The following is a 24,765-nucleotide window of genomic DNA, read 5'->3' as shown; positions in this document are numbered from 1 at the left end:
CGTCAATCGTGCGGGGAAGAAGGTCATCGCCCGGCATCGCCAATCCGACATCGAAAGCCGGGGAGGACGCCATGCGCCGTGATTTTTCTTTTCGTCATACGATCTTTATCCGTCTCGTTGCCACCTTTATGCTGATTATGGTCCCGGTCGTCTCGCTGGGGATATATATTTACCACTGGGCGATTCGTACGGCCAGCGACGATATTTCGCGTACGGCAGAATCGCAGATTACGTTCTATCTCAGCGATCTGGAGAACGAAATCGAACGTATGAAGCTGCTGCAGTATGGCTTGCTGGAGGATACCGATCTCAACAAGCTTTCCATAACGTGGGAGGCCATGAACGCCATCGAGCGAGTGGACAAAATCAATTCGGTCATTAATCGAATCATTGCCGTTCAGAACAGCAGTCGATATATTCGGGATGTGAACGTGCATATCCGTCCGATCGGCAAGACACTCTCCGCGCTGCTGGGAGCAAGCGAAATGGATGAGGATAAATTCCAGGTCTTCGGATCGGACCCGTCTCGTCAGAGGGTGGGAACCCGTCTGATCGACTGGAAAGGGGAGCTCTACCTTAGCGCCGTCAATTCAAGAGGGAGCCAGGGCAGGGCTCCGCTCTTTATTGTGGAGATTGAGCTGGATCGGCAGCGGCTTCAGGAGGCGCTGGCGCAGTTTAACACCTATCCGGACAGCGGCACCCTGCTGACGTTCGGACACGACGGCTATAGCGTGAGCAGCGGCTCCGGGGAGATTCGCGTCGGTGAGGCCGAAATACTTCGTCAGTTGAAGGACTTGCCGTCTGACCGGTCCGCTACGTTCTCTCTGGGCGAGCAGCGCTACTTCATCTCTTATGCCCGTTCCGAGCGCCTGGACATGTCCATATATCGCTTGATTAACGATCGGATTGTCCGGAAGCCGCTCGATAAATTTTATATTTTGGCGTGGCTGATCGCGGTTGGCGCTTTCATCATCATCCTCATATATGCCATCTCCACCTACAAGTTTATTCATAAGCCTCTGCTCAAGCTGGTCAGGGGGTTCCGCCGACTGGAAAACGGCGACCTGGAGCTGGCGATCGTGCATGGAGCTAACGATGAATTTCGATATATATATACCCGGTTCAATCAGATGGTCGTCAATCTGAGATCCCTGATCGATCAGGCATATAAGCAAAAGATTCTGGCCCAGAGAGCGGAATTAAAACAATTGCAATCGCAGATCAATCCCCATTTTCTCTACAACAGCTTTTTTATTCTGAATACGATGGCCAAGACGGGCGATACGGAACGAATAGAACTGTTCACGACGCAGCTTGGAGAATACTTCCGATTCGTAACCCGCAATGCCTCGGACGAGATCAAGCTCAAGCAAGAAATCCATCATGCAAGAATGTATACCGAGATTCAGGCGATGCGATTCTATAAGCGCATTCATACCCGGTTCGACGAGCTGCCGGAAGAGTATGAAGAGATTAGGGTGCCGCGTCTGATCGTACAGCCCATTATCGAGAATGCTTTCGAGCACAGTCTGGAGAAGAAGGCCAGGAACGGTCGTATCGATATACGGTTCGAAAGCAAGGAGCGCTGGATCTGCATCCTGATCGAGGACAACGGAGATAGCTTGAGCGACGAGGAGCTGGGTCGAATTTCCAATAGACTCCGGCATGAAGACGCCCAGTCCGAAACGACCGGCATCGTCAACGTTCATCGCCGATTGGCGTTCGCTTGCGGAGAGGGAGGCGGACTGGACGTATCCAGAAGCGACCTTGGCGGCCTGAAGGTGACGATCCGTATACCGTTGGGGGAGGAGAAGAGGCTTGTATAGACTGCTGGTAGTGGACGATGAAGCGATCATTGCCGACGGCTTGACCGAGATTCTGGGCGGATTGGGCATTCCGGGATTGGATGTCTGCAAAGCTTACTCGGGAATCGAAGCGCTGGAATGGCTGGACCGTACGCGGGTGGATATCGTCTTGTCGGACATTCGGATGCCCGAGCTCGACGGATTGGAGCTTATGGAGAGGATTCGCCGAAAGTGGCCAAGGTGCAAGATCATTTTCTTGACCGGCTACAACGATTTCGAATCCGTCTATAAGGCGATCCGAACGACAGGTGTCCGGTATTTGCTCAAGACCGAGGGATACGCCAAAGTAACGGAAGAGGTTCGGGCTGCGATTAGCGAGCTGGATGAAGAATGGCGAACCGATCATCTGCTGCAGCAGGCTAAGGAGCAGCGCAATACGCTTGAGACGCTGGCTCAAGGAGACTACTTCCGCCATCTTCTGCTCGGCTCGGGGACGAGCGATCCGGAGGAACGGGGAGTTGATTTCCGGAGACTGGCGGTTCCCCTGGATTCGTCCCGGCCTGTTCTTCTGGTGCTGGGCAGCATTTTGAAATCGGCCGAGCGTCCCTCCTATGCAGAACGTCAGGAAATAGCTCTTGCGGTGAAGCTATTGGCGGACCGGTATTTGCAGGATCACACCGAATTCGTCGGCATTATCGATCGATATGGCGATCCTCTATGGCTGATCCAGCCGGTCGGTGACGTTCAGATCGAAATTCATGCTTACGAGGACGCTGTCAGATTTCTTGAGGGTACGCTGGAACTGGTGCAGGAAGCGTGCTCCGAAGCACTGGATACGGAAATGGCATTTACCGTGTCCGGCTTCTCCTGCGCCTGGGGGACTCTTCCTGCGGCATACGATCGGATACGGCAATTGCAGCATGTCCGAATAGGCGACGGCGCGAGCATGGTCCTGACCGCCGTTGCGGAGCCGCCGGAGACGGTCGGCTCGTCCAGAGAATTGATCCGCGCCGAAAGGTTCGAGGTGCTCGCAGGCCATCTGGAGAGCGGGCGCAGAGATGCCTTCTTCTCGCTTCTGAAGGAGATTGTCGAGCCTGTTCATAGCGGCGGGGTAACGGATAAGGCGCTTGCCATGGAGCTGTACTATTCGGCGGCGTTGATGCTGCTCTCCTATATCAATCGCAGACAAATGCATGAACAGACACCGATCGGCGGGTTGATGCTGTTCGATACGCACACGACTTGGGAGGAGGGCTTCCGGTATCTGGAACGAACGTCCGAAGCCCTGTTCGCGCATCGCCGCAGCGGGGAGGGCAATAGGGCGGCGGGCGCTATTCAAGAGATCGGCGGTTACATTGAGAAGCATCTCGAAGAGGATCTTTCTCTTGTTTGCCTGTCGAAGCGTTTCCATTTTAATCCTTCGTACCTTTCGCGCGTCTTCAAACAAGAGAGCGGTCTGAATCTTTCCGAGTATATCGACAAGGCCAGGATCAGGAAAGCGAAGGAGTTACTGACCCGGGAGGGGCTGAAGATTCATGAAATCGGAGTTCGTGTCGGGTACGAAGCCCCCCATTCGTTTACGCGCTTCTTCAAGAAGTCGACCGGCATGACGCCTCAGGAGTATCGGGAGGCGACCAGAGAAGCGCCTTGAAGGGCTGAGCGGGTCGGCGGTCCGAAGGGCGGCCTCCGATAGAATGTATCGCGGTTGAAAAGCAAAGCAGCCAGCCTCAGAGTCTGGCTGCTTTGCTTTTTGCGCTGTTTAGGCGCTCGCCGTCTGTCGGCAGCGCGGCTGGAGAGGATCAGCCCTCCTTCATGACCGGGGGGAACCAGATCGTACGCAGATTAACCCATCCCTGAGAATTGAAGGTCACTCCCCGGACGGAAGGCAGGTAGGCGGTGGGAACGGGATGCTCGGAGAGAATATAAAGCTGGCGTTCCCGCAGCAGCAGCAGCTCGATTTTGTTCAGGCTGTCCGTACGCGCGGTCGGATCGGCCTCTCGCTGAATGCGCTGGAGCGCCGTCTCGATATCGACCTTCGTATGGGCGTCGACATGGCCCGCGATCGTCAAATAAAGGTCGAACAGCCGCAATTGCTCGTCGCGGTCGCGGAAGAGAGAGAACAGAATCAAGTCCGACTCCAGCCGGATCTCCCCCTTGAATTCCTCCGGGGATACGGAAACAACCTCGCAATCGTAGCCGAATTTGCTCCACCTCTCCGCCAATGCATCGGCATCGGGCTTGTACGGAGGAATCGTCGCGATTCGGAGCGGGATGGGGGAGTCCGCCGATCCCCCGGCGGGCCCGGGGGCGCCCTCCAAGCAGCTCAGGAGCCGCGCCCGCGCGACAGGATCGGTCAGAGGGCCGGGCTTCTGCGTGTTGCAGGTGATGAATTTGCGTACGGTCGTCTCGGAATGGGTGCGGCTCCACTCCGTTCCTTCGGCGGAAGCGTTCGGAATGAGATGGAAGGGGGAGACCGGATCGGCAACGGCCGACGGCGAAGCCCACGGCACATGAACGACCTCGACGCGATCCAGATGCGCCCTGCCCCGATAATAAGAGCCGAACGCCTCCATCACGCAACTATTCTCGTTCATTTCCACGATCTTGAACGGTCCCGTGCCCACGGGCTCCGTCCCGAATCGCTGGCTCCCGATCCGCTCCAGATCCTTCGGAACGATCGCCGCGCGGCTGGTGCACAGGAACGGCAGGAACAGCTCGTTCGGCTCCTCCAGCTCAAAGCGCACGACTGTTGGAGACAGGGCGCGCACCGTCCGAATCCGCTTGTAGATCAAGCTGTACAGCGTCCGTCTGGGGGAGTGGATCAGGCGTTCGAAGGAATAGACGACATCGTCGGCGGTGAGCACCTTACCGTGATGAAACAACACTTCCTTGCGCAGGTAGAAGGTCCAGCCGGTACGGCTTTCGTCCGTTTCCCAGGCATGGGCGATCCCGGGGGATATTTCGTGGCCATGCGCCGATTGGCTGACCAGCCCGTCGAACACGTGACTGGCCACGAAGGATTCGGCAAGCAGGTTCATATAGAGGGGATCGATCGTATGCAGCGACTGACGGATCGGGATGCGCAGCGTATCGATCTGCCGATCGCTGCGCGTCTCCGTATGATGGCCGAAATACGAGAGCAGCCAGCCTTGCAGATGCTCCTGCAAGGCGGAAGATTGCCGATGCCTCTTGATGTGGCCGATCGCTTGCGCGACATCCTTGCGGTCGATCGCCTGAAGCACGGTCTCGGCAGCGATATCCTCCGCCTGAGCAAGCAGGAGCAGCGTGGACCGACGCCCGCGTCCGCGAACGGAAGTCCAGGCAATCCAACCGTTCAGAGCCATCGCGCGGATGAGGTTGGCCGCATGGCGCGGCGTACAGTCGAGCAGCGCGCCGATCTCCTCCAGGGTCGTGTCGTTGTTCTCGCCGCTTCCGAAGCGCGAATGCAGCAAGAGGAAATAGTGATGCAGCTTCAACGAATCCTCCTCCATCCTTAGACGAGCTTGTAAAATAGGAAATTTTCGCGCACATAGTTTCTATTTATTTTCCTATTTTAACATCTAAAATAGGCTTTAGAAACGAGGAAACGGAGGGTTCTATCTTGCTCACGCTGCGTAAATCGGCTGTCAGCAGCCCCATGATCGCCTTGATCGCTGCGCTTGCTTTAGCTGTCGTACATCAATATTTGTTTTTCGGTCATGCTCCCGGTCTGTCCTTTCCCCTGTTCACCATGGTGCTGTACGCGTATCTATTTCATGACCGAAAGTACCCGTTAAGGGCTGTGCCGGGGATCGGGTGGTTCATGCTTGCGGTCATTGTACTGCTGTCGATGACATACGCGTTGTTCGATAACCCGTTGTTCCGCTTGCTGAATCTAGTCGTCGTGCCTTCGCTGATCTCTCTGCATATGGCGTACATGCGCGGAGCAAGACGGCTGGATTGGTCGGACCTGCGCATCGTCGGAGAAGCGTTCAACCACCTGCTTCCCCAGACCTTTAATCATATTCCCAACGTATTTCGCTTGCTGAGGATTGCGATGTTCAGAAGGTTCGGCACCCGACAGAAGAGCACGCTGCACAAGGTGCTGATCGGGTTGGTCATCGCAGTGCCGCTTCTCGTGCTCATCATTCCGCTGCTGGCTTCGGCGGACGGCACGTTCCAGCGGCTGCTGAACGCCATTCCCGAATGGGGAGGCGCGCTTTCCCTGGACGGCATCATGGCGCGCGGAGTGTGGATCGCGATCTGCTGCGTTCTGTTTTTCGGATATTTCCAAGGCTTCGCCAAGCCCGGGAAGAGCCGAAGAACGAGAATGCAGCCCGAGACGGCCGATGCCGCGAGCACAAAGAAGCTCCGCATCGATCCGATTATTCTCGCAACCTTGCTGATCTCGATCAATGCGGTTTACGTGCTCTTCGTGGCCGTGCAATTCTCCTATCTGTTCGGGGCGTCGGACGGAATCCTGCCGGATGGACAAACCTATGCGGAATATGCCAGAAGCGGCTTCGCCGAGCTGGTTGTCGTATCCGCGATTAACTTCGCCTTGCTGATGGTGTCGCTCGTCTACGGAGGAAAGCCGGGCGGAAGGATCGCCGCGCTGCTCTACGTTCTGATTTTCTGCTCAGGCGTGATGCTTTACTCGGCCTATATGCGGCTGGCCCTCTATGAGGAGGTCTACGGCTACACGTATATCCGGTTTCTTGTCCAGGCGTTCATGATCTATCTGGCGTTTCTTCTGCTTCTCGCCGCGCTGCGCATCCGCACGGATCTGGTGCCTTTGTCGAAGTGCTACATCGTGCTGAGCCTGGCTGCTTATGTGCTGGTCAACTATGTGGGAATGGACCGTATCATTGCCGAGAAGAGCATCGAGAGATTCGAGGAATCCGGGCAAATCGATCGCGATTACTTGAGCGGATTATCGGCGGATGCCGTTCCGGCGCTCGTCAGGTACGGAAGGGAAAACGCGGATACGGCTTTCATTAATAGACTGGAGCGGCATCATGGAGAGCTCCTGCGCAGCTCCGGCGACTGGCGTTCCTATAATGTGTCGGAGCAATTGGCCCGAAACGCGCTTAAAGAAGCTTATGACAAATAGCAATCAGGAGGGAGATGGGAGTATGGGCTGGATCACCGAATCGGGAGCGGGGCTCGAACCGTCCATAACGGCCGAGGCTTGCGTGCTGGTCTTCGACGACAAGAGGAGGCTCCTGCTGAAAAAGCAACCGGACAGCGGAGATTGGGGCACGATTCGCGGCTCGCTTGAGCGGGGAGAATCGTTAGAGGAGGCGGCGGGCCGCGAGCTTTACGCGAATACGGGCCTGACGGCAAAAGCCTTCAAATTCGTCGGGCTGCTTTCCGAAGAAGATACGCTCCGCAGTTGCCAGGACGGAGAGGAAAGCCTTCGCATGACGGTCGTTTTCGAAGCGATGGAGGTCGAGACCGGCAGAGTCCCCGCCTATGAAGACGCAGGGCCGGAGCTTCGCTACTTCTCGCTGCATGAGCCGATTCTGGACATTCATCCTTATTCAGAGCGGGTGCTTAAAAAAACGGAATACTTGTCCAGATGGCATCCGTTCGATTGGTATGAGCGCTAACGTTTTCCGTCAGGGAGAATGCATCGTGTATAATGGGGCTATCAAGCCTGGAAGGATGAGAGGATGCTGACGGTTACGGAATACAGCGTGGAGCTGGTGAAAGACCCGTTTCAGATTTTGTCGGGCAAGCGGTACGAGTTCGAGATCGATCTGGAGCTGGACGAGGAGGATGAGCTTTACTCATCCGAAGGGATATATGTCAAAGCCGTATATAAGGTCGAGGGCGAGCAGGGGAGCGTTGTAAGCTACAAGCTGTACGAAAGGACGAGCAACCGCTTCGTCGATGCGGAGCTGGAGGACGAGGAGGAGGCCGCGCTGGCCGCGTTCTGCCGGGAGCATTATGCGGAAGGCGATGAATAAGCGGCGGCCGCCTGCCTGATCGAGACGAGATCAAAGAGCAAAAGACGGCTCAGGAGCACTTATCCTTAAGCCGTCTTTTCCCTATTGCGATCCAATTGCCGTTTTCCTGCCTACTCGAGCGAAAAGCAAGAGCCGTCCCTGAAGTCGCCTACGGGACGGCTTCTGTGCCTGGGCGACAGCCCGCGATTCCTTAGAACTTGGGCAATACGTATTCGGCCAGAAAATACAAGATTCCGAGCGTAATGACGACGTAGGCCGCATACTTGATGAACGTTGCCGCGACTTTGCTGGAATCCGATCTTTTCTCCACATGAACTTGTTCGACTTCCAGATTGCGCTGCTGGACAGACATGGCCTTCACCTCTTTCTGTTCCTTGGTTGTGCAACGAAGCTACTCATTGTTACCCCTGAAGGTAAACGGCGAATCAACGTGTGCTTGCGGCGCCGAAGAATGGTACACTATAGGCGAAAAGCCCAAACATAGAAGCCTAGGAGGGAATACGAAGCATGAACGCATTTGAATTGTATAATCCGACCAAGCTGGTCTTCGGAGCGGACAAGGTCGGGCAGTTAGGGGAACTGATCGAACCCTACGGCAAGCGGGTCTTGCTCGTATATGGCGGAGGAAGCATTAAAACTACGGGACTGTACGACGATGTTCTATTTCAATTGAACAAGATCGGGGCAGCCGTGTTCGAGCTTCCGGGCATTGAGCCGAATCCTCGCCTGACCACAGTGAACAAGGGAATTGCGATCTGCCGTGAAGAGAAGATTGAATTCATCCTGGCGGTCGGGGGCGGCAGCGTGCTGGACGCGGCCAAGGCGATTGCGGCCGGAGCGCTGTATTCGGGCGACGTGTGGGACTTCACGATCCATAAAGCGGTCATTCAGGAGGCGCTGCCTCTTGGAACGGTGCTGACTCTGGCGGCAACCGGATCGGAAATGAACGGAAACGCAGTGATTTCCAACTGGGAGACCAAACAGAAGCGGGCTTTAGGCAGCAAGCAAGTCTATCCCCGTTTTTCGATACTTGATCCGAAGCTGACCTATTCCGTGCCGCCGAACCAGACGGTGAACGGCATCGTGGATATCATGTCGCACGTATTTGAACAATATTTTTCGTTGACGACCGATGTGCCGCTTCAAGAGCGCTTTGCAGAATCGATTCTGCTGACGGTCATCGAGAACGGGGAGAAGGCTCTTGCCGACGGCCGCGATTATGACGCCCGCGCCAATCTGCTGCTCTCGGGAACCTATGCGCTGAACGGAACGCTGCCCAACGGGGTGACGACGGATTGGGCGACGCACGGCATCGAGCACGAGGTCAGCGCCATCTATGATATCCCGCATGGCGCGGGGCTTGCGATTCTGTTCCCCAACTGGATGAAATACGTGTACAAGGAGCGGGTGGGCAAGTTCGTTCAATATGCCGTCCGAGTGTGGCAGGTCGATCCGACGAGCAAGAGCGACGACGAGATCGCGCTTGAAGGCATCGAGGCGACACGCGCGTATTTTACGAGAATCGGCGCTCCTGCGACGCTAGGCGAGCTTGGCATCGGCGGCGAGCATCTGGACAGAATGGCCGACGAAGCGACGCGTTTCGGTCCGATCGGCTCGTTTAAGCCGCTGACGAAGGAAGATGTGCTCCGCATTCTGGAGGCCAGCTTGTAAGCTCGAATTCCGCTGTCGGGAGATTGCCGGATTAAGGAAATCAGTCTCGGTAAGGGGCCGTTCCGCGTTTCCACGGGAACGGCCCCGATTTTGCGTAGACATTCTCGAAGACACGAGCCGGGAGAACGAAGGGGCGAATAAAGGAGGATTCATTCGCATGTCGCTAACATTGGAGACCGTAATGGCCCGTCTGCAAGTGATGGGGACCGAGCAGACAAAGAAAACCTTCCTGCGGCACGGGGCCAGCGAGCCTCTGTTCGGGGTGAAGGTCGGAGATCTGAAAAAACTGGTCAAGGAAGTGAAGAAGGATCAGGAGCTTGCGCAGGCTCTCTATCGGACGGGCAACAGCGATGCCATGTACTTGGCCGGGCTGACCGTCGATCCGAAGAAGGTTTCCCCGGAGGTGCTGAGGGATTGGGCGAAGGCTGCGCGATGGTCGATGCTGGGAGAATGCACGGTAGCGTGGGTCGCTGCGGAAAGCCCGTATGCCCTCGAATTGGCGAGAGAATGGATCGAATCGCCTGTGGAGAGCATCGCGATATGCGGCTGGAGCGCCTATGCCGGCTATGTGTCGATTACGCCGGACGAACAGTTGGATACGGAGGAAATTCGCGAATTGCTCCAGCGGGTGGAGCGGAATGTCCACGAGGAGCGGAACAGAGTCCGCTATAACATGAACGCGTTCGTCATTGCGGTAGGCGCATACGTGCTGCCTCTGCATGAAGATGCGGTCCGCGTGGCGGAAGCAATCGGGCCGGTGCAGGTGAACGTGGGACAGACGGCGTGCAAGGTTCCGCTGGCAGCCGAGTACATCGGCAAAATCAAGGCAATGGACCGGATCGGCCGCAAGAAAAAAACCTGTATTTGTTAGCAGCTCCGACTCTCGCTTCCTGATGTGCCGCTATGCGAAAAAACGCGGATATTCGGCCGTCCTCGGCATATATAAAGAAGGAAAGGGAGCGGGGAAGAGAGAATAGTAAGTAGGGCTTGCGGTTGAGCGGGAATTCGTTCCCCGAGCCGAAGCTTGAATCCATTTATGTATGCGGTTACAATTCGGTGTTGGCGGAGGGTGCTTCTTTCAAATGAGACAAAGGCTAACGAATACCCCGATGATGTATGCTTTCGGGATGCTGGCCATGATGATCCCCAGTCAGGCGTTCAGTACGTTCTACAGCTATTATTACGTGGATACGCTGGGACTCGGACTGGGCTTGTTCACGCTGGCGCGTACCCTGTTCCTGATCTGGGACGCGGTTAATCAACCGCTGTTCGGATACTGGTCGGATCGCACGAAATCCCGGTACGGCCGCCGAAGGCCGTGGATCTTCGCGGCGATTCCTTTGTTCATGCTTGCCTTTATTATGATCTTCTCGCCGCCCTCCGATATGTCCGAGATGGGCTTGTTCGCCTGGTTTCTCATCGCTCTGATCTTCTACGAGGCGGTGGCGACGGTCATCTGGGTGAATTATGGCGCCTTGTTTCCGGAGCTGTTCAAAGGCGATCGCGTACGTACGAAGGCCTCGGCCGTGCAACAGGGATATCAGATCGTCGGAATTCTGATCGGCTCGGCGCTTACTCCGACGCTGTTTAAAGCGATGGGCTCCAGTAATATGTCGATCATCTATGCGGTTGCGTTCGGACTTCTGATGCTCCTGTTTCTGCGCTTCGTGAAAGAAGACGAGGAAGCCGCCAGGGCGCCTCAGCCAAGGCTAAAGGAAGCGTTCAAGGAGACGCTTAAGAACAAGCCCTTCTGGATCGTGAACATCGCCAATTCTTTCGCCCAGACCGTTAACGGTCTGCTAAGCGCAACGATTCCATTCTATGCCAAATACGTGCTTAAGCTTCCCGAGGAGCAAAACACCTTGCTGCTGGCCTCGGTGTTCGTCTCCGTCATTCCTCTCGTCGGGGTATGGTATTGGCTGCTGCGCAAGATGGATCCGACTACCGGCTGGAGATGGTCTTTCGTCGCCTACGCGCTCTCGGTCATTCCGCTCTGGTTCGCAAGCGATCTGGTCGGCGGAATTACCGCCGGCGTCATTGTCGGCTTCGGACTAGCGGGCTTCCTGGTCTCTCCGCCAATGGTGAACAGCCGCATTATCGATAAGGACGCGCTAAAAACCGGCAGTCGCCGGGAAGGCATCTATACGGCGGTGAGCGGATTTATCGTTCGCTCCAGCGGCCTGATCTCGGCTGCGGCATTTCTGATCGTCGGGGTCATATTCGGCTATGAGAGCGGAGATAATCCGGGACCGGACCCGGAGAAGACGTTCCGCTACTTGATTAGCGTCGTTCCGTTTATCCTGCTTGCAATTTCGATTGCAGTATCGTTTTTCGTGAAAATAGAGAAGGGGCCTGCGGATGAAAGCTAAGCATTTAATTATCAACTGCGACGATTTCGGTCAGAGCGCCCCTATGAATCGGGCCATCATGCATTTGCTTGAGGAGCGGCGCGTTTCCTCGGCTACGCTCATGGCGCCTGCCCCCGGCTTCGAGGAGGCGGCGGCCTGGTGCGGCCGCAGGGGGCAGGCCAATGTCGGCTTGCATCTCACGCTGACCAGCGAGTTCGATGCGATCCGCTGGGCCAGCCTGACGGGCCATCCCTCCTTGCATGACGAGAGCGGGCACATGCATAAGACGGTAGAGGGCTTCGAGCGGAACGCCGATTCCTCGGCCGTGGGCAAGGAGCTGCTTGCGCAGTATGAACGGGTCGCCCGCTACGGGATCAAGCTCAGCCACGCGGACAACCATATGGGCAGCTTGTACGGGACGGCTACGGGAAGAAGCCACATTCCGCTTGCGCTAAAGCTGTGCGCGAAGTGGAGGCTGCCGTTCAGGCTCTTCCGCAAAGTTCACCCCGGAGATTCGTTGCTGTCCCCCATTCCGGGAATCGACCGGGCCGTCGGGAAAGCTTCTGCGCTCGCCGGTGTAATGGGGGTAGCCATTCCGGATTACCTGCTGTCCCATCCGTTCGAAATTCAAGAAGGGGAAACCTATGAACGCTTCAAGCAGGAGCTGATCGGGAAGCTGTACGATCTCCCGGACGGGATTAGCGAGACCTATATTCACCCTGCGGCAGAGGACGCCGAGATGCTGAAGAAGGTGCCCCATTGGGCCAAGCGGGTATGGGAATACAAGCTTATGCAGGAGGACGATTTCGCTTACGCGCTCAAGGATGCCGGGGTCGTGCTTACGGATTACGACTATGTTCGCAAGCATGGCAAAGCCTCAAGGCTCGGCTCGGCATTATCGCTGGCGCGCGAATTGATGCGAAAATAGCGGCTGCGGGGCCGACAGTCGCGCTAAGCTCGCGCTTCTCCCTGTCTGTTCTGCTGCCATCGTCGCGGAATGCGGCTATTGCGTGTTAGGTGTATGCTAGAATAAACGAGACAGATACACCCGAAGCAGATAGGGAGAGTGGAGAGGCGATGCAGCCGTTTACGCAAAGAGTTGTCGAAGTCATTAAAGCGATCCCCGAAGGTTATGTCATGACTTACGGGCAGATTGCGGCATGCGCAGGAAGCCCGCGGGGAGCGAGGCAAGTGGTGAGAATCCTCCACTCTCTGGCGGAAAAGCACGGCTTGCCCTGGCACAGGGTGGTGAACGCCAAGGGAGAAATTGCGATTCAGGAGGGGGAGGGACGCTACATGCAAAAGGTTTACCTGGAGAATGAGGGCGTCCAGTTCGGTCTCCATGATCTGATTGATCTGGACGTATACCGTTACCAACCGGAAATGGCCCCTTAGTACAGTCGGGCTCTGAGAGTATCTCCGCCTCCTGCAAGCGCCCAGCCCGATGCCGACCCGATGGGAGACAATGAAAAGCCCGAAAGCGGCGCTCCGGGCTTTTCATTGTCGTTTAGGCAGGGAGGCTACGTATCGGAGCGCTGCTCGAACAGCTTGATAATCTCGATAATCACATGCGTCGCCTGAACCATGGAATCGACCGACACATATTCGTAGCGACCGTGGTAGTTTTCCCCGCCGGTGAAGATGTTTGGCGTCGGCAGTCCCATATAGCTGAGCTGGGAGCCGTCGGTTCCTCCCCGTATAGGACGGACGACCGGCTCGATGCCTAAGCGGTTCATCGCTTCCTTGGCCAGATCGACGATTTCCATGACCGGCTCAATTTTTTCCCGCATATTATAGTATTGATCCTTCATGTCCAGCACGATCCGATGCGCCCCGTACTTCCCCTTCAGTTCTTCCACAATCGCCTCAAGCAGCTCCTTTCTTCCGATGAACCGCTCGCGGTCAAAATCCCGCACGAGGTAATGAAGCTTCGTTTCTTCCGCATCGCCTTGTATGGAAATGAGATGGAAGAAGCCCTCGTACCCTTCGGTAAATTCCGGAGCTTCAGCGACCGGCAAGCGACTGTGGAGCTCCATTGCGATTTTGGCGGAATTGATCATTTTGCCTTTTGCCGTTCCAGGGTGAACGATGACCCCGGTACAGGTAATTCGTGCCGCCGCAGCATTGAAGCTCTCGTACTGCAGCTCGCCGAGCGGTCCTCCGTCCATCGTATAGGCGAAGCTGGCGCCGAAGGCCGCCACGTCAAAGCGATGAGGCCCTCTGCCGATCTCTTCGTCCGGCGTGAACGCGACTCGCACGCGGCCGTGCTTGATCTCCGGGTGACGAATCAGATAGGCCATGGCGGTCATGATTTCGGTAATGCCCGCCTTATCGTCCGCTCCCAGCAAGGTTGTGCCGTCCGTCGTCATCAGCGTCTGTCCGCGATATTTCGCCAGGTCGGGAAACTCTTCAGGAGACAGAACAATTTGTTCAGCCTCATTAAGAACTATGTTCCCGCCGTCGTAATTCTCAACGACCTGCGGCTTAACGTTCTTGCCTGTAAAATCGGTCGCGGTATCGAGATGGGCAAGAAAGCCGACCGTCGGGACATCGCGATCGGTGTTAGAGGGCAGGGTTGCCATCACGTAGCCGTTGTCGTCAATCGTGACGTCCTGCATGCCAATCTCACGCAGCTCCTCCGCCAGCAGCTTTCCCAGCGTTAATTGTCCTTCCGTTGTCGGACAGCTCTGGCTGCTTTCGGCCGATTGGGTGTCAATCTCGGCGTAACGCTTAAATCGCGCAATGATCTCTTGTTTCACGCATTCCACGCTCCTTATGCCCATTGTATCAAAGTTCGCGGCATGTATACATTCGTTGCGGCATGCGGGCGATTCGGCGGGGGAGAAGGGACTTCTTCTATTTTCGGGACGGCGAGCATACGCTGGAAATATCGATTGTAAGCGCAATCACCGAAGCGCTGTAAGGATGAAGGAGGCTGAAGGCATGGGCACCCGGCTGCTCACGGAAGCGAAGATTAAGCAGTACTATCCGCATCTCAAGTATGTAAGAGCCCATACGTGCGGACGGCACAGAGCCACTGTATATGCATGGGACGAGGAGCTTTGTCTGTCCGAGCATGACGCGGCACAGCTGCAGAAGTATGCCGAGGCATATTTGGGCGCATACATCTGCTTTCGGGTGAAGCCGTACTCCAAGCTTAGGGAAGACCGGATCGCGCGCGATTTCGAGCTTCCCGATCAGATTGTCGAGGCTGCGCTACAGCGCGATCTGGATCAGTCGGGCATTCTCTCGATCATGAACGGCATGCTTGCGGAAGGAACGATGCGATTCTGCCGCTACGATTGCGGCACGGGAACGCTCCAATTTGCGGTGGACACGCCGACGGCGTTAACCGTGATCGAGCGGGAGCTTGTGGAGCGTTATCTCTCCGAGCTTATTCCCTTGGGCTCACGCTGCGAGCTGATCTACGAGACCGGGAAATCGAGGATTCTCCATGGCTAGGCCGAAAGGGAATAAGAAAGGGCTCAAATAGCAGATGTCGCTGATAAAGCCGGAGCCGTCTTCCCGATCCAGGGAGGACGGCTCTATTCGCGGTTGTGCGTTAGCGGCGCGATAGCAGGCGCTGTCAATGAGTACGCGCGGTCAGGCCCGGGGGATTGGCGGATATTTGACGACCGGCCATTTTTCCTTGCGCAGAGCGTTCATGAGAGGAGGACCGACATGGAGATTATTCGCTACGAGCGGAGCCGGGGTGAGCGCCATCCATTGATTAAGCGATACATCCGCGAAGCGATTGCTCTTGAACATCTCCAGAAACCATACGCTGACGTTGCCGGTGTTCTGCACGTAGTGACCGAACGCAAAGGGGACGTAACCGACGTCTCCCGCGCGATAATCGAACGTACGCGCAGTGCCCTGACCCGCGAAGACTGTCATTCGCGCAGTGCCCGATAAATAATACTGCCACTCGTCGTTGTTGGGATGCCAGTGCATCTCACGCATGCCGCCGGGTTTGATTTCGACGAGGGCGGCGGCGATGGCGGTCGAAACGGGAAAGTTGCGGGAGTCGACGATCCGAACGGTTCCGCCGGGGGTGACAACGGGCTCCTGCGCGAGAAGCCGATGAGTCAGACTCAGGGGAACGCGGCCTTGCGGATCGCTGACAATCTGCGTCTCCAGGGGACCGGGCACCTTGTCCTGATAAATATAGCGCTGTTTGTCCGGCAGACAAGAGAAGGCGTTATCCGGTACGCCGAAATTCGCGGAAAGCACATCCCGGGGCGTATGCGCGAACCAGTCCGAGAGCGACAAGGTATTGATATCCGAAAAGCTGCCATCGTCGAAAACGAGCAGGAATTCGCAGCCTTCCTCGAGTCCTTGAATGGAATGCGGGATGCCGGGCGGGAAATACCACAGATCGCCGGGGCCGACATCGGCGATGAAGTTTCTGCCGTCCTGGTCAACGGCGGTAATCCGGGCCTTGCCCATAATCATGTACGACCACTCCGCCTGCTGATGCCAATGCATCTCTCGCACGCCGCCCGGCGTCAGTCTCATGTTGACCCCTGCGAGCGTCGTGGCGATGGGCAGCTCCCGAACGGTTACCTCTCGGGACCAGCCGCCGAAGTTTAATTGCATATGCGTGTCGGAGAAGGAAAACTTCATGTTGGGCAGCGTCCCGGCATCCGTTGCGGGCGGGACAAGCATGTCCGGGTTTTCCAGATCGCGCATGACGTCGCGCGGGCCGTTATCCGTCGCGCCTGCGCCGTCCTTGCGTATCGGCTGGGGGACGAAGCCGTTCCAACCCGGCATGCGAGGGGGATGATCCATGTCCGAAGCAGCTCCTTCCGATTCGAGAAGACCAAGCTCGAAGCGCGGTCTATTACCGTCTATTACAAACCTATGAGGGGAGAAAGGCGTTCATGTCGGAATGCGGAAACGCGAATCCGGAAGATATTCATCGGATCTTCATTCGACCTTCATCCAACCTTCATGAAGGGGAGGAAGGTCCGTGTTATTATTAATTTAAATTTAGATCAAGTATAAATTATAGGAGGAATTAACATGACGGATACCCATACGTTGACGATGAGCGCCGTTCTTAACCAACAGATCGCGAACTGGACCGTTCTGCATGTGAAGCTTCACAACTTTCATTGGTACGTCAAAGGGCCGCAATTTTTCACGCTCCATGCGAAGTTCGAAGAGCTGTACACCGAAGCGGCCGCGCACATCGACGTTCTGGCGGAACGTTTGCTGGCGATCGGCGGGAAGCCCGTCGCGACCTTGACGGACAGCTTGCGCTTGGCGAGCGTTCGCGAGGCGACTGGAGAGGAGTCGGCCGAAGGGATGGCTTCCGCCGTTGCGGACGATTTCGCTCAATTGGCGGGAGAGCTCAGACAGGGCATCAAGATCGCGCAGTCGTGCGACGACGAGGATACGGCGGATCTGCTCCTCGGGATGAAGACGCTTCTGGAGAAGCATGCCTGGATGCTGAACGCGTTCGCCGGACGCTGATCTTAGCTTGGTTGCGGCGGGCGGAGGGCCGAAGGTACAATAGACGACAGGAGGTGAGGAATATGGGCGCTTCTGTACGTCCTATCGGTCCTCCGCGATTCGCGGTCGCCGTGCATATCTTAGTCGGTCTTGCCCGCAGCGAAGGCAATCTGTCCAGTGCGACGCTCGCCGGCCAAGTGAATTCCCACGCGACCTTCATGCGCAGAATATTGGCGCGGCTGGCTCAAGCGGGTCTTGTGGAAGCCAGAGAAGGCCGGGATGGCGGCTACAGCCTGAAGCTTCCGGCGGAACGGATTTCATTGGCGGATGTTCTCGCGGCGGTCACCTGCGACGGCTCGGACGAAGAGGCGGAATCCGTTTGCGACAAGCCATCCGAGGCCTGCGAGGAAGCCGCCAAGGAGAATGAACGACTGGATCAGACGTTGAGCGGCATTATGGACGAGGTCAAGCGCCAGTCCATGGAGTATCTGAAGGGCCATACGATCGCGAGTTTGATTTAAGGCATTGACTTCGCGAGAAGGACATTATAATATGTGCTTAGTGAAGGTGCAGTTAACGGCAGTTGGCTGCGCTTTTGTTTTGAGACATACTGTGCCTAATATAGGATCAGTTAAAAGGAGGATTAGAGATGGATATCTTATCGTACCTATTGCAAGGCTTGTTGGGGCTCGTGTTTCTGGGCGCCGGATTTTCCAAGCTGGCGGGCTTAAAGATGCACGTCGACAACTTTAAGCAATGGAATCTGCCTCAGTGGTTTCGAATCGTGACCGGGCTTGTCGAGCTGGCCGGGGCGGCCGCGCTGATCGTCGGATACTGGGAGCCGAGCTGGGCGGCCGCTGCCGGCTTGTGGCTGGGCGCTACGATGCTTGTCGGCACTCTCGTGCATGTTCGGGCGAAGGACTCTGTACAGCAGACTTTCCCGGCGATCGTGTTGTTTATTCTTCCGGTCGTCCTGTTCCTGATTCGAATGGGCGAGTTAGCCGATTTCCCCGGTTTCTGAGAAACCGATGCAGGAACGCGCGGGGGATCAATCCGGGCGTTCCTGCGCTAAGCGATACTTCCTCTGCCTTGCGCTTAGAGGACTAACCGCATTCCGGCACTCCATCATGCAGATGATTTTTTTGCGAGAGGTGTTGACAGCTCTTTTTAATTGTAGTATCTTAAAATTAAGATAAACGAAGTTGAGATAAGCTGCATTGCCGAAAGGAGGAGAACGAATGGGCAAGCTGGAGAGAGACGCAGCGCTGGATCTGTTTATCGCCCTTAACCGGGCAGCCCAGTGGACCAACGCGCATAGCGACCGGGACATCAAGCGTTACGACTTGAACCGGACCGAGTTCGGCGTTCTTGAACTGCTCTACCATAAAGGCTCTCAGCCCCTCCAGCAGATCGGAGGCAAGGTGCTGATGAGCAGCGGCAACATCACCTACGTCGTGGATAAGCTTGAGAAGAAAGGCTATGTGCAGCGAAGAGCCTGCACGGAGGATCGCCGCCTGATCTATGCGGATATTACCGAATCCGGAGAGCGTCTGATCGAGGAAGCGTTCCCCGGTCACGCGGAGGTCATCCGCCGGGCTGTCGACGGTCTGGATGAGGAAGAGAAGAGGACGGCCAGCCGACTGCTCAAGAAGCTGGGAAAGTTCGCGGAGGAAGGCTTGCGCTAGAAGCGAGGGTCAGCCTCCGACAATCCGGACATATATCTTAAAGTAAAGATAATATAATTTGAAGTATTAACGGGAGGCAACCCTCATGAGCGAATTCGAGAACTTAGTGAAGAGCCGCAGATCGGCTATGAAATTCATCCCGAATGTAGAGATAGCGGAGCAGGAGCTGAACGAAATGTTCAGCCTCGCGAAGTTCGCTCCGTCGGCCTTTAACCTGCAGCATACGCATTACTCAGTCGTGAAGGACCGCGAGCTCAAGCAAAAATTGTACGAAGCGGCAAACAAGCAATACAAGGTATTAACCTCCTCGGCCGTCATTCTCGTTCTGGGGAATCCTAAAGCCTACCGAGACGTCGGCCCTCTTAACGAAGGGATGCTGAATCTGGGCATCATGAGCAAGCAGGAATACGATATGACTGTAGAGTCCGTGCTCTCGTTCCACGAAGAAAGAGGCGAGGCCTTCCAAAGGGAGGAAGCGATTCGCAACGCCAGCTTATCGGCTATGCTGTTCATGCTGATTGCCAAAGATAAGGGCTGGGATACTTGCCCGATGATCGGATTCGATCCGGCCGCCGTCGGCGAAGCGCTCAACCTCCCCGACGGGTACGTACCGGCGATGATGATCACGATCGGCAAGGAGGATACGGCAAGCCTTAGACCGCGCGGCTACCGTAAGCCTGTAGGCGAATTCGTCAGCTATAACGCATTTTAATTCGATTCTATACAAGAGGAGAGTTTAACTATGAGACAACAAACTTCAGGGATTCATCATGTAACGGCATTCGTACGGGACGCCCAGGCGACGGTAGATTTCTATGCGGGGGTGCTGGGACTTCGACTGGTCAAAAAAACAATCAACTTCGACGCGCCGGAGGTGTACCATCTGTACTTCGGCAACGAGTCCGGCAGTCCGGGGACGGTCATCACCTTCTTCCCTTGGCCGACCTCGCGTAAAGGGCGGATCGGAGGGGGACAGGTCGGCATAACGACTTATGTCGTACCTGCGGGCAGCTTCGATTTCTGGCAGGCCCGATTCGAACGTCTCGGGATTGCGGCAACCCATGCGAGCCGGTTTGGCGAGCGGCTTCTGCAGCTTGAAGATCCCGATGGCTTAAAGATCGAGCTGGTGGAGCGGGAGGAGGGCCCGGAAAGCCGTTGGACGTTCGGCGGCGTGACCGAGGGCAAGGCGATTAAAGGGTTCGGAGGAGCCGTTCTGTTCAGTACAGCTCCGGAGCGTACGGCAGAAGTGCTTGAGCGGGTCATGGGATTGGAACGGATTGCCGAGGAAGGCGACTATGTCCGCTTCCGGGCAACGGGAGACCTCGGCAACCTGATTGACGTCAATATCGCTCCGATGGCTCCGGGAGCCGGCGGCGCGGGCACGGTGCATCATATCGCTTGGCGGGCGGTCGATGACGAGGACCACGCCCGTTGGAGAAAACACGTGGAAGAGAACGGGCTTCACCCGACTCCGTTCGTCGACCGGCAATATTTCAATGCGATCTATTTCCGCGAGGCAGGCGGAATTCTGTTCGAGATTGCGACGGATCCTCCAGGGTTCGCGCGGGATGAACCGGCCGAAACGATGGGAGCAAAGCTGATGCTGCCGGATTGGTACGAGCCGCATCGGGAACAGATCGAGAAAGGCCTTCCGCCTCTCGAAGTGCGTATAGCGAAGGGGGATCAACCATGAAGCATATTTATAAGCAAGCGGCCAATCCCGCCGCTCCGGTGCTCTTGCTTCTTCACGGGACGGGGGGAACGGAGCGGGATTTGCTTCCGCTGGCCGAAGAGCTTTCTCCCGAATCGGCGATTCTCAGCGTGAGAGGCAATGTGCTGGAGAACGGCATGCCGAGGTTTTTCCGCAGACTGGCCGAGGGCGTGTTCGATGTGGAGGACCTTATTTTCCGAACGAAGGAGCTTCACGAATTTCTGGGCAGCGCATCCGTCGAGTATGGCTTTAATCGCGGGAACGTAGTAGCGGTCGGCTATTCCAACGGCGCGAATATCGCGGGCAGTCTGTTGTTTCATTATGCCGATTCGTTGCGGGGCGCGATTCTGCATCATCCGATGGTGCCCTTGCGGGGCAAGGAGCTGCCGAAGCTGAAGGGAGTGCCCGTCTTCATCGGTGCCGGAGAGAACGATCCGATCTGCACGCCGGGGGAAACGGAAGAGCTGAAAGAGCTGCTGTCCGGAGCGGGGGCGGAGGTCGCGGTTCATTGGGAGCGCTCCGGACATCGCTTGACGGCGACGGAAGCGGCCGCGGCCGCCTCCTGGTTCAAGGAAAGGCTCGGTGAGCGCTCATGATCGGTCTCGACGCAGCCGCTCTTAGCGAGCGGGAGAGCTACAAGCTGCTGATCGGGAGCGTCATTCCCCGGCCGATCGCCTTCGTTACGACCGTCTCTTCCTCAGGCGTGCTGAATGCCGCTCCGTACAGCTATTTCAACATCGTTGCGGCGAATCCTCCGATGGTTTCCATTTCCGTCCAACGAAGAAACGGGCAGCGGAAGGATACGTCAAGGAACGCGATAGAGACGGGCGAATTCGTCGTGCACATCTCGGATGAATCCTACATCGGACCCATTAACGAGACAGCGGCTAATCTTCCTCCCGACGAAAGCGAGGTCGAGCTTGCCGGACTCACGCCCGCCGCCAGCGCGAAGATTGCGGTTCCGGGAATCGCCGAGGCGAAAATCCGTATGGAATGCGTTCTGGAGCATGCGCTTGAGCTCGGAGGTAATGGAGAGGAGCCCGCTTGCGATCTGTTGATCGGCAGGGTAGTCTACTTCCATCTGAACGAGGAGGTATATGCGGACGGGCATATCGATCCCCTCCGGCTTCGCGCCGTCAGCCGATTAGCGGGCAACTCCTATTCCAAGCTCGGCGACATCTTCTCGATGGAGCGCCCCTTATAAACAAACAGAATTCCTCGAACCTTTGAACTGCACCCCAATTGTTAGACACCATCTAACAATTGGAGGTGCAGTTCAACCTTTGGTTCGGGGGCTTTTTGACGGAGCGCCTCCGGCTGAAGAGCAACATCACGGCCTGAACAATGCGGGATGAACGGAGGCAATCGGGAATGAAGGAGGTTCAACGCGACGTTTTTGGGGCACCTTATGACGGTATTTCCAATCCTGCCGCGATTACAAGGAGAGATTCATGGACAAGGACAAAGCGAGACAAGACGGACGGCTGGACGGGCAGACGCTGCTGCTGCTGATCGTGAATGGATTGTTCCTGACGGCCAGCGCCTTATCGGGAACGTACTTCGGCATTTACATATGGAAAGCCAGCAACGACTTCTTCAGATTAGGCAGCTTTACGCTTATTACCCACCTGGCTATGGGCATTACCTTCTGGATCGCGGGCAATGCGGCCAAGGAAGGCAACAAAATGACGGTCATGAGGCTCGGCATCGCCGTTTATGTGGTTTTCTACGGCGCCGTTCTGCTGCTGAAGGAAAGCGCCATTCACTATACCGAGGTGCTTGGAATCGTGCAGGGAATAGCGATGGGCTTGTTCTGGCTGGCGTTTAACGTGATCTATTTCGAAGCGACGGAGCCGGACAACCGGGATCGATTCAACGGCTGGGCGGGGACGATCGGATCGCTGATCGGCATCGCGGTTCCTTGGAGCTCCGGCCTGATCATCTCCCGAATGGGAGGAGCGAGCGGATACCGGGCGATTTTCCTGCTCTCTTTGGGCATTTATGTTGGTGCGATTGCGGTCAGCTTTTTTCTTCGCAACCGCAGGACGTCGGGCAATTATGATTGGCGCTGGGTGTACCCTTTGTTGAGAAATCGGCGCACAGACTGGCGATCCGTATTGGGCGCCTTGACCGCACAAGGCGTGCGCGAGAGCGTGTTCGGGGTGCTGATCGGAGTGCTGATCTATATCCAGACCGGCAGCGAACTGAAGCTGGGCAACTTCATGCTCGTCACTTCCGCAGTCGGATTCGTCAGCTTCCTCCTGGCGGGGAAATGGCTAACGCCCCGTTGGAGAAACGCGGGCATGCTGATCGGGGCCATCGCATTAGCCGCTGCGGTTCTTCCCCTTGTCATCGGCATCAGCTACGGGAGCCTGCTCGCTTTCGGCGTCGGGGCGGCGCTCTTCTTCCCGCTTTACACTCTCCCTATGACGGCGTCTGTGTTCGATCTGATCGGACAAGACGAGGACAGCGTCCGCAGGCGGGTGGAATATGTCGTCGCTCGCGAGCTGGCGTTGAACCTCGGGAGGGTTGCAGGCATGGTTTTGTTTCTCTGCACGATCAGCGTAAGCCGGGCGCCGGCCGTCATGAACGCGCTGCTGCTCGTCGCCGGAAGCTCCCCGTTGATAAGCTGGCTGTTCATGCGCCGCAGGCTGTCTTCCGCGAGTGAACAGATTAGGGTTGAAATGAAACCTAAAGGTGCCCTATAATGAAATAAAGGAAACCATTAGGTTTCATAAATCCACTTTTCCGGAGGATACAAAATGACAGAACCGCTGAGCGCCAAGCTGCCCGATATTCGTCAGACTCAAGTCTTTAACGCCCCGATCGACAAGGTATGGGAGGCGGTTGCGACTTCCGAGGCCATTGCCGTCTGGTTCATGCCCAACGACTTCGAACCGGTTGTCGGCCATATGTTCCATCTGGATGCCGGCCCATTCGGCAAATCTCCTTGCAAGGTGAGCGAGATCGATCCGCCGCATCGCTTGTCCTTTCACTGGGGCAAGGACTGGACGGTAACCTTCGAACTGATCCAGCAAGGGGAGCAGACGCAGTTTACGCTCATCCACGGCGGCTGGTCGACGCAGGAAGCGACGGAATTCGGCGAGCCTCATGAAGTCGTTCGCGAGCGCATGAACGGAGGCTGGGTCGGAATTGTAGGGAAGCTGGGCGAGTATGTTCGGCGATAATGCAAGTAAAGCGGTTAATGGACACGATGTGTTCCAGGCGATCGCCGACCCGACTCGAAGGGGGCTTCTTCGACTGCTGGTGGATCAGGAAATGCCGGTCAACGCCATTAGCCGCCATTTTCCGATGACCCGAACCGCGGTGTCCAAGCATCTTCGAATTCTTGCGGAAGCGGGACTGGTGAAGGATCGGAAGGTCGGGAGGGAGACGCGTTACCGGCTCGATGCCGATCCGCTGCGGGAGCTTAAGCATTGGCTGGCCTTCTACGAGCGCTTCTGGGATAACAAGCTGGATGCCCTGAAGCGATATGTGGAGGCGGACGCTTCCGAGGACGGGGCGTCTGCCGAATAAAAGAACGCCAACCGGGCACGCTAGGTTCGTCTTGAGCGAATTCGACAGGAAGAGAGTGAACTCGAATGGCGAGAAGAAGAAGACTGGTCGTGCCCGGCGCGGAAGAAGGCGTAAGCGCCCTGAAGGCGGACGTCATGCGCAGAGAGGGCTATGCCGTCGATCCCCTCAGGCCCGATGACGTGAAGTTCGAGGTAGCCAAGGAGATGGGCATCCCGCTGCACAGGGGAGACAACGGAAAGCTGACGACAGAGGACGCAGGCCATATCGGCGGCAGAATCGGCGGCTCGATGGTCAAGGAAATGATCCGCTTGGCCCAAGAGAAGCTGGCGCGCAAGCCCTAAATCATGAAGAAGCGAAGAGCCCATGCGGCCTTCGCTTTTTTGTTTGTACAATCAGAAAGTATAAGAGTTAGACCTCCTTATCCTCTTCTGATAGCGCGATACAAAACGTTTGCCGCCGTGCCCAAGGACGGCGAAGCCGTTTTTACTTGCCATATCAGAAAGTATAAGAGTTAGACCTCCTTATCCTCTTCTGATAGCGCGATACAAAACGTTTGCCGCCGTGCCCAAGGACGGCGAAGCCGTTTTTACTTGCCATATC

General features: G+C 56.4%; 27 protein-coding genes. 23 read left to right on the top strand and 4 right to left on the bottom strand.

The features are described 5' to 3' along the window. The first annotated feature begins 71 nt into the window (after positions 1 to 71). Positions 72 to 1,826: a sensor histidine kinase gene (locus ACFO1S_RS09250; protein ID WP_204602644.1), complete on the top strand. Its 1,755-nt coding sequence runs from the start codon at positions 72 to 74 to the stop codon at positions 1,824 to 1,826. Further along, positions 1,819 to 3,456, top strand: coding sequence for a response regulator transcription factor (locus ACFO1S_RS09245; protein ID WP_204602645.1), 1,638 nt, complete (start codon positions 1,819 to 1,821; stop codon positions 3,454 to 3,456). Before ACFO1S_RS09250 ends, ACFO1S_RS09245 begins: the two co-directional genes overlap by 8 nt. A gap of 148 nt (positions 3,457 to 3,604) precedes the next feature. Here the strand turns inward: ACFO1S_RS09245 and ACFO1S_RS09240 are convergent, their stop codons facing one another. Beyond that, complete coding sequence (locus ACFO1S_RS09240; RefSeq protein ID WP_378126642.1) at positions 3,605 to 5,281, bottom strand: ABC transporter substrate-binding protein; 1,677 nt, start codon at positions 5,279 to 5,281, stop codon at positions 3,605 to 3,607. A 125-nt stretch (positions 5,282 to 5,406) separates the two neighbouring features. On the opposite strand from ACFO1S_RS09240, the gene ACFO1S_RS09235 reads away from it, so the two are divergent. From ACFO1S_RS09235 to ACFO1S_RS09225, 3 genes are all read left to right on the top strand, one after another. Beyond that, positions 5,407 to 6,897 carry a DUF4153 domain-containing protein gene (locus ACFO1S_RS09235; protein WP_378126640.1) on the top strand — a complete coding sequence of 497 codons (1,491 nt, stop codon included), beginning with the start codon at positions 5,407 to 5,409 and terminating at the stop codon, positions 6,895 to 6,897. 22 nt (positions 6,898 to 6,919) lie between these two features. Beyond that, on the top strand, positions 6,920 to 7,396 hold the full coding sequence (locus tag ACFO1S_RS09230; protein ID WP_204602647.1) for an NUDIX domain-containing protein: 477 nt from the start codon (positions 6,920 to 6,922) through the stop codon (positions 7,394 to 7,396). A gap of 63 nt (positions 7,397 to 7,459) precedes the next feature. Beyond that, positions 7,460 to 7,756 carry a DUF6509 family protein gene (locus ACFO1S_RS09225; RefSeq protein ID WP_204602648.1) on the top strand — a complete coding sequence of 99 codons (297 nt, stop codon included), beginning with the start codon at positions 7,460 to 7,462 and terminating at the stop codon, positions 7,754 to 7,756. 190 nt (positions 7,757 to 7,946) lie between these two features. On the opposite strand, the gene ACFO1S_RS09220 is transcribed toward ACFO1S_RS09225, so the two are convergent. Then, complete coding sequence (locus ACFO1S_RS09220; RefSeq protein WP_204602649.1) at positions 7,947 to 8,108, bottom strand: hypothetical protein; 162 nt, start codon at positions 8,106 to 8,108, stop codon at positions 7,947 to 7,949. A 155-nt stretch (positions 8,109 to 8,263) separates the two neighbouring features. Between ACFO1S_RS09220 and ACFO1S_RS09215 the strand changes: the two genes are divergently transcribed. From ACFO1S_RS09215 to ACFO1S_RS09195, 5 genes are all read left to right on the top strand, one after another. Next, positions 8,264 to 9,427 carry an iron-containing alcohol dehydrogenase gene (locus ACFO1S_RS09215; RefSeq protein ID WP_204602650.1) on the top strand — a complete coding sequence of 388 codons (1,164 nt, stop codon included), beginning with the start codon at positions 8,264 to 8,266 and terminating at the stop codon, positions 9,425 to 9,427. 157 nt (positions 9,428 to 9,584) lie between these two features. Continuing rightward, positions 9,585 to 10,298: a DNA alkylation repair protein gene (locus ACFO1S_RS09210; RefSeq protein WP_204602651.1), complete on the top strand. Its 714-nt coding sequence runs from the start codon at positions 9,585 to 9,587 to the stop codon at positions 10,296 to 10,298. A 211-nt stretch (positions 10,299 to 10,509) separates the two neighbouring features. Further along, entirely contained in the window at positions 10,510 to 11,796 is a 1,287-nt protein-coding gene (locus ACFO1S_RS09205) for an MFS transporter (RefSeq protein WP_204602652.1), read from the top strand. Then, complete coding sequence (locus ACFO1S_RS09200) at positions 11,786 to 12,703, top strand: polysaccharide deacetylase family protein (protein WP_204602653.1); 918 nt, start codon at positions 11,786 to 11,788, stop codon at positions 12,701 to 12,703. The genes ACFO1S_RS09205 and ACFO1S_RS09200 overlap by 11 nt, the downstream gene beginning before the upstream one ends. A 149-nt stretch (positions 12,704 to 12,852) precedes the next feature. Then, positions 12,853 to 13,170: an MGMT family protein gene (locus ACFO1S_RS09195; RefSeq protein ID WP_204602654.1), complete on the top strand. Its 318-nt coding sequence runs from the start codon at positions 12,853 to 12,855 to the stop codon at positions 13,168 to 13,170. Between the two features lie 125 nt (positions 13,171 to 13,295). Here the strand turns inward: ACFO1S_RS09195 and pepT are convergent, their stop codons facing one another. Next, positions 13,296 to 14,534: a peptidase T gene (gene pepT / locus ACFO1S_RS09190; protein ID WP_204602655.1), complete on the bottom strand. Its 1,239-nt coding sequence runs from the start codon at positions 14,532 to 14,534 to the stop codon at positions 13,296 to 13,298. A gap of 184 nt (positions 14,535 to 14,718) precedes the next feature. On the opposite strand from pepT, the gene ACFO1S_RS09185 reads away from it, so the two are divergent. Then, entirely contained in the window at positions 14,719 to 15,237 is a 519-nt protein-coding gene (locus ACFO1S_RS09185; RefSeq protein WP_204602656.1) for a hypothetical protein, read from the top strand. A 141-nt stretch (positions 15,238 to 15,378) separates the two neighbouring features. On the opposite strand, the gene ACFO1S_RS09180 is transcribed toward ACFO1S_RS09185, so the two are convergent. After that, complete coding sequence (locus tag ACFO1S_RS09180; RefSeq protein WP_204602657.1) at positions 15,379 to 16,566, bottom strand: oxalate decarboxylase family bicupin; 1,188 nt, start codon at positions 16,564 to 16,566, stop codon at positions 15,379 to 15,381. Positions 16,567 to 16,800: 234 nt separating this feature from the next. Here ACFO1S_RS09180 and ACFO1S_RS09175 point away from each other — a divergent pair, with 234 nt between their 5' ends. The 12 genes from ACFO1S_RS09175 (at position 16,801) to ACFO1S_RS09120 (ending at position 24,506) form a co-directional block, all read left to right on the top strand. Beyond that, complete coding sequence (locus ACFO1S_RS09175) at positions 16,801 to 17,253, top strand: Dps family protein (protein ID WP_378126637.1); 453 nt, start codon at positions 16,801 to 16,803, stop codon at positions 17,251 to 17,253. 62 nt (positions 17,254 to 17,315) lie between these two features. After that, positions 17,316 to 17,753, top strand: coding sequence for an RrF2 family transcriptional regulator (locus ACFO1S_RS09170; protein ID WP_204602658.1), 438 nt, complete (start codon positions 17,316 to 17,318; stop codon positions 17,751 to 17,753). Positions 17,754 to 17,881: 128 nt separating this feature from the next. Continuing rightward, the gene (locus ACFO1S_RS09165; protein WP_204602659.1) at positions 17,882 to 18,253 is read left to right on the top strand and encodes a DoxX family protein; all 372 of its coding nucleotides are present in this window, start codon (positions 17,882 to 17,884) and stop codon (positions 18,251 to 18,253) included. Between the two features lie 217 nt (positions 18,254 to 18,470). Continuing rightward, complete coding sequence (locus ACFO1S_RS09160) at positions 18,471 to 18,917, top strand: MarR family winged helix-turn-helix transcriptional regulator (RefSeq protein ID WP_204602660.1); 447 nt, start codon at positions 18,471 to 18,473, stop codon at positions 18,915 to 18,917. 85 nt (positions 18,918 to 19,002) lie between these two features. Continuing rightward, entirely contained in the window at positions 19,003 to 19,629 is a 627-nt protein-coding gene (locus ACFO1S_RS09155) for a nitroreductase family protein (protein WP_204602661.1), read from the top strand. Between the two features lie 30 nt (positions 19,630 to 19,659). Continuing rightward, complete coding sequence (locus tag ACFO1S_RS09150; RefSeq protein WP_204602662.1) at positions 19,660 to 20,610, top strand: ring-cleaving dioxygenase; 951 nt, start codon at positions 19,660 to 19,662, stop codon at positions 20,608 to 20,610. After that, on the top strand, positions 20,607 to 21,224 hold the full coding sequence (locus ACFO1S_RS09145) for an alpha/beta hydrolase (protein ID WP_204602663.1): 618 nt from the start codon (positions 20,607 to 20,609) through the stop codon (positions 21,222 to 21,224). The genes ACFO1S_RS09150 and ACFO1S_RS09145 overlap by 4 nt, the downstream gene beginning before the upstream one ends. Then, positions 21,221 to 21,832 carry a flavin reductase family protein gene (locus tag ACFO1S_RS09140; RefSeq protein WP_204602664.1) on the top strand — a complete coding sequence of 204 codons (612 nt, stop codon included), beginning with the start codon at positions 21,221 to 21,223 and terminating at the stop codon, positions 21,830 to 21,832. Before ACFO1S_RS09145 ends, ACFO1S_RS09140 begins: the two co-directional genes overlap by 4 nt. Positions 21,833 to 22,079: 247 nt before the next feature. After that, complete coding sequence (locus ACFO1S_RS09135) at positions 22,080 to 23,336, top strand: MFS transporter (RefSeq protein WP_204602665.1); 1,257 nt, start codon at positions 22,080 to 22,082, stop codon at positions 23,334 to 23,336. A 54-nt stretch (positions 23,337 to 23,390) separates the two neighbouring features. Then, a complete protein-coding gene (locus ACFO1S_RS09130) occupies positions 23,391 to 23,816 on the top strand; it encodes an SRPBCC family protein (protein ID WP_204602666.1) in 426 nt (141 codons plus the stop codon). Beyond that, positions 23,803 to 24,165, top strand: a complete 363-nt coding sequence (locus ACFO1S_RS09125) for an ArsR/SmtB family transcription factor (protein WP_204602667.1) — start codon at positions 23,803 to 23,805, stop codon at positions 24,163 to 24,165. The genes ACFO1S_RS09130 and ACFO1S_RS09125 overlap by 14 nt, the downstream gene beginning before the upstream one ends. Positions 24,166 to 24,230: 65 nt before the next feature. Next, positions 24,231 to 24,506: a small, acid-soluble spore protein, alpha/beta type gene (locus tag ACFO1S_RS09120; RefSeq protein ID WP_204602668.1), complete on the top strand. Its 276-nt coding sequence runs from the start codon at positions 24,231 to 24,233 to the stop codon at positions 24,504 to 24,506. Positions 24,507 to 24,765 lie beyond the last annotated feature (259 nt).

The organism is Cohnella boryungensis, from assembly GCF_042651945.1.
GTDB classification, from domain to species: Bacteria; Bacillota; Bacilli; order Paenibacillales; family Paenibacillaceae; genus Cohnella; species Cohnella boryungensis.
This window is presented reverse-complemented; position numbering and strand designations above follow the sequence as displayed.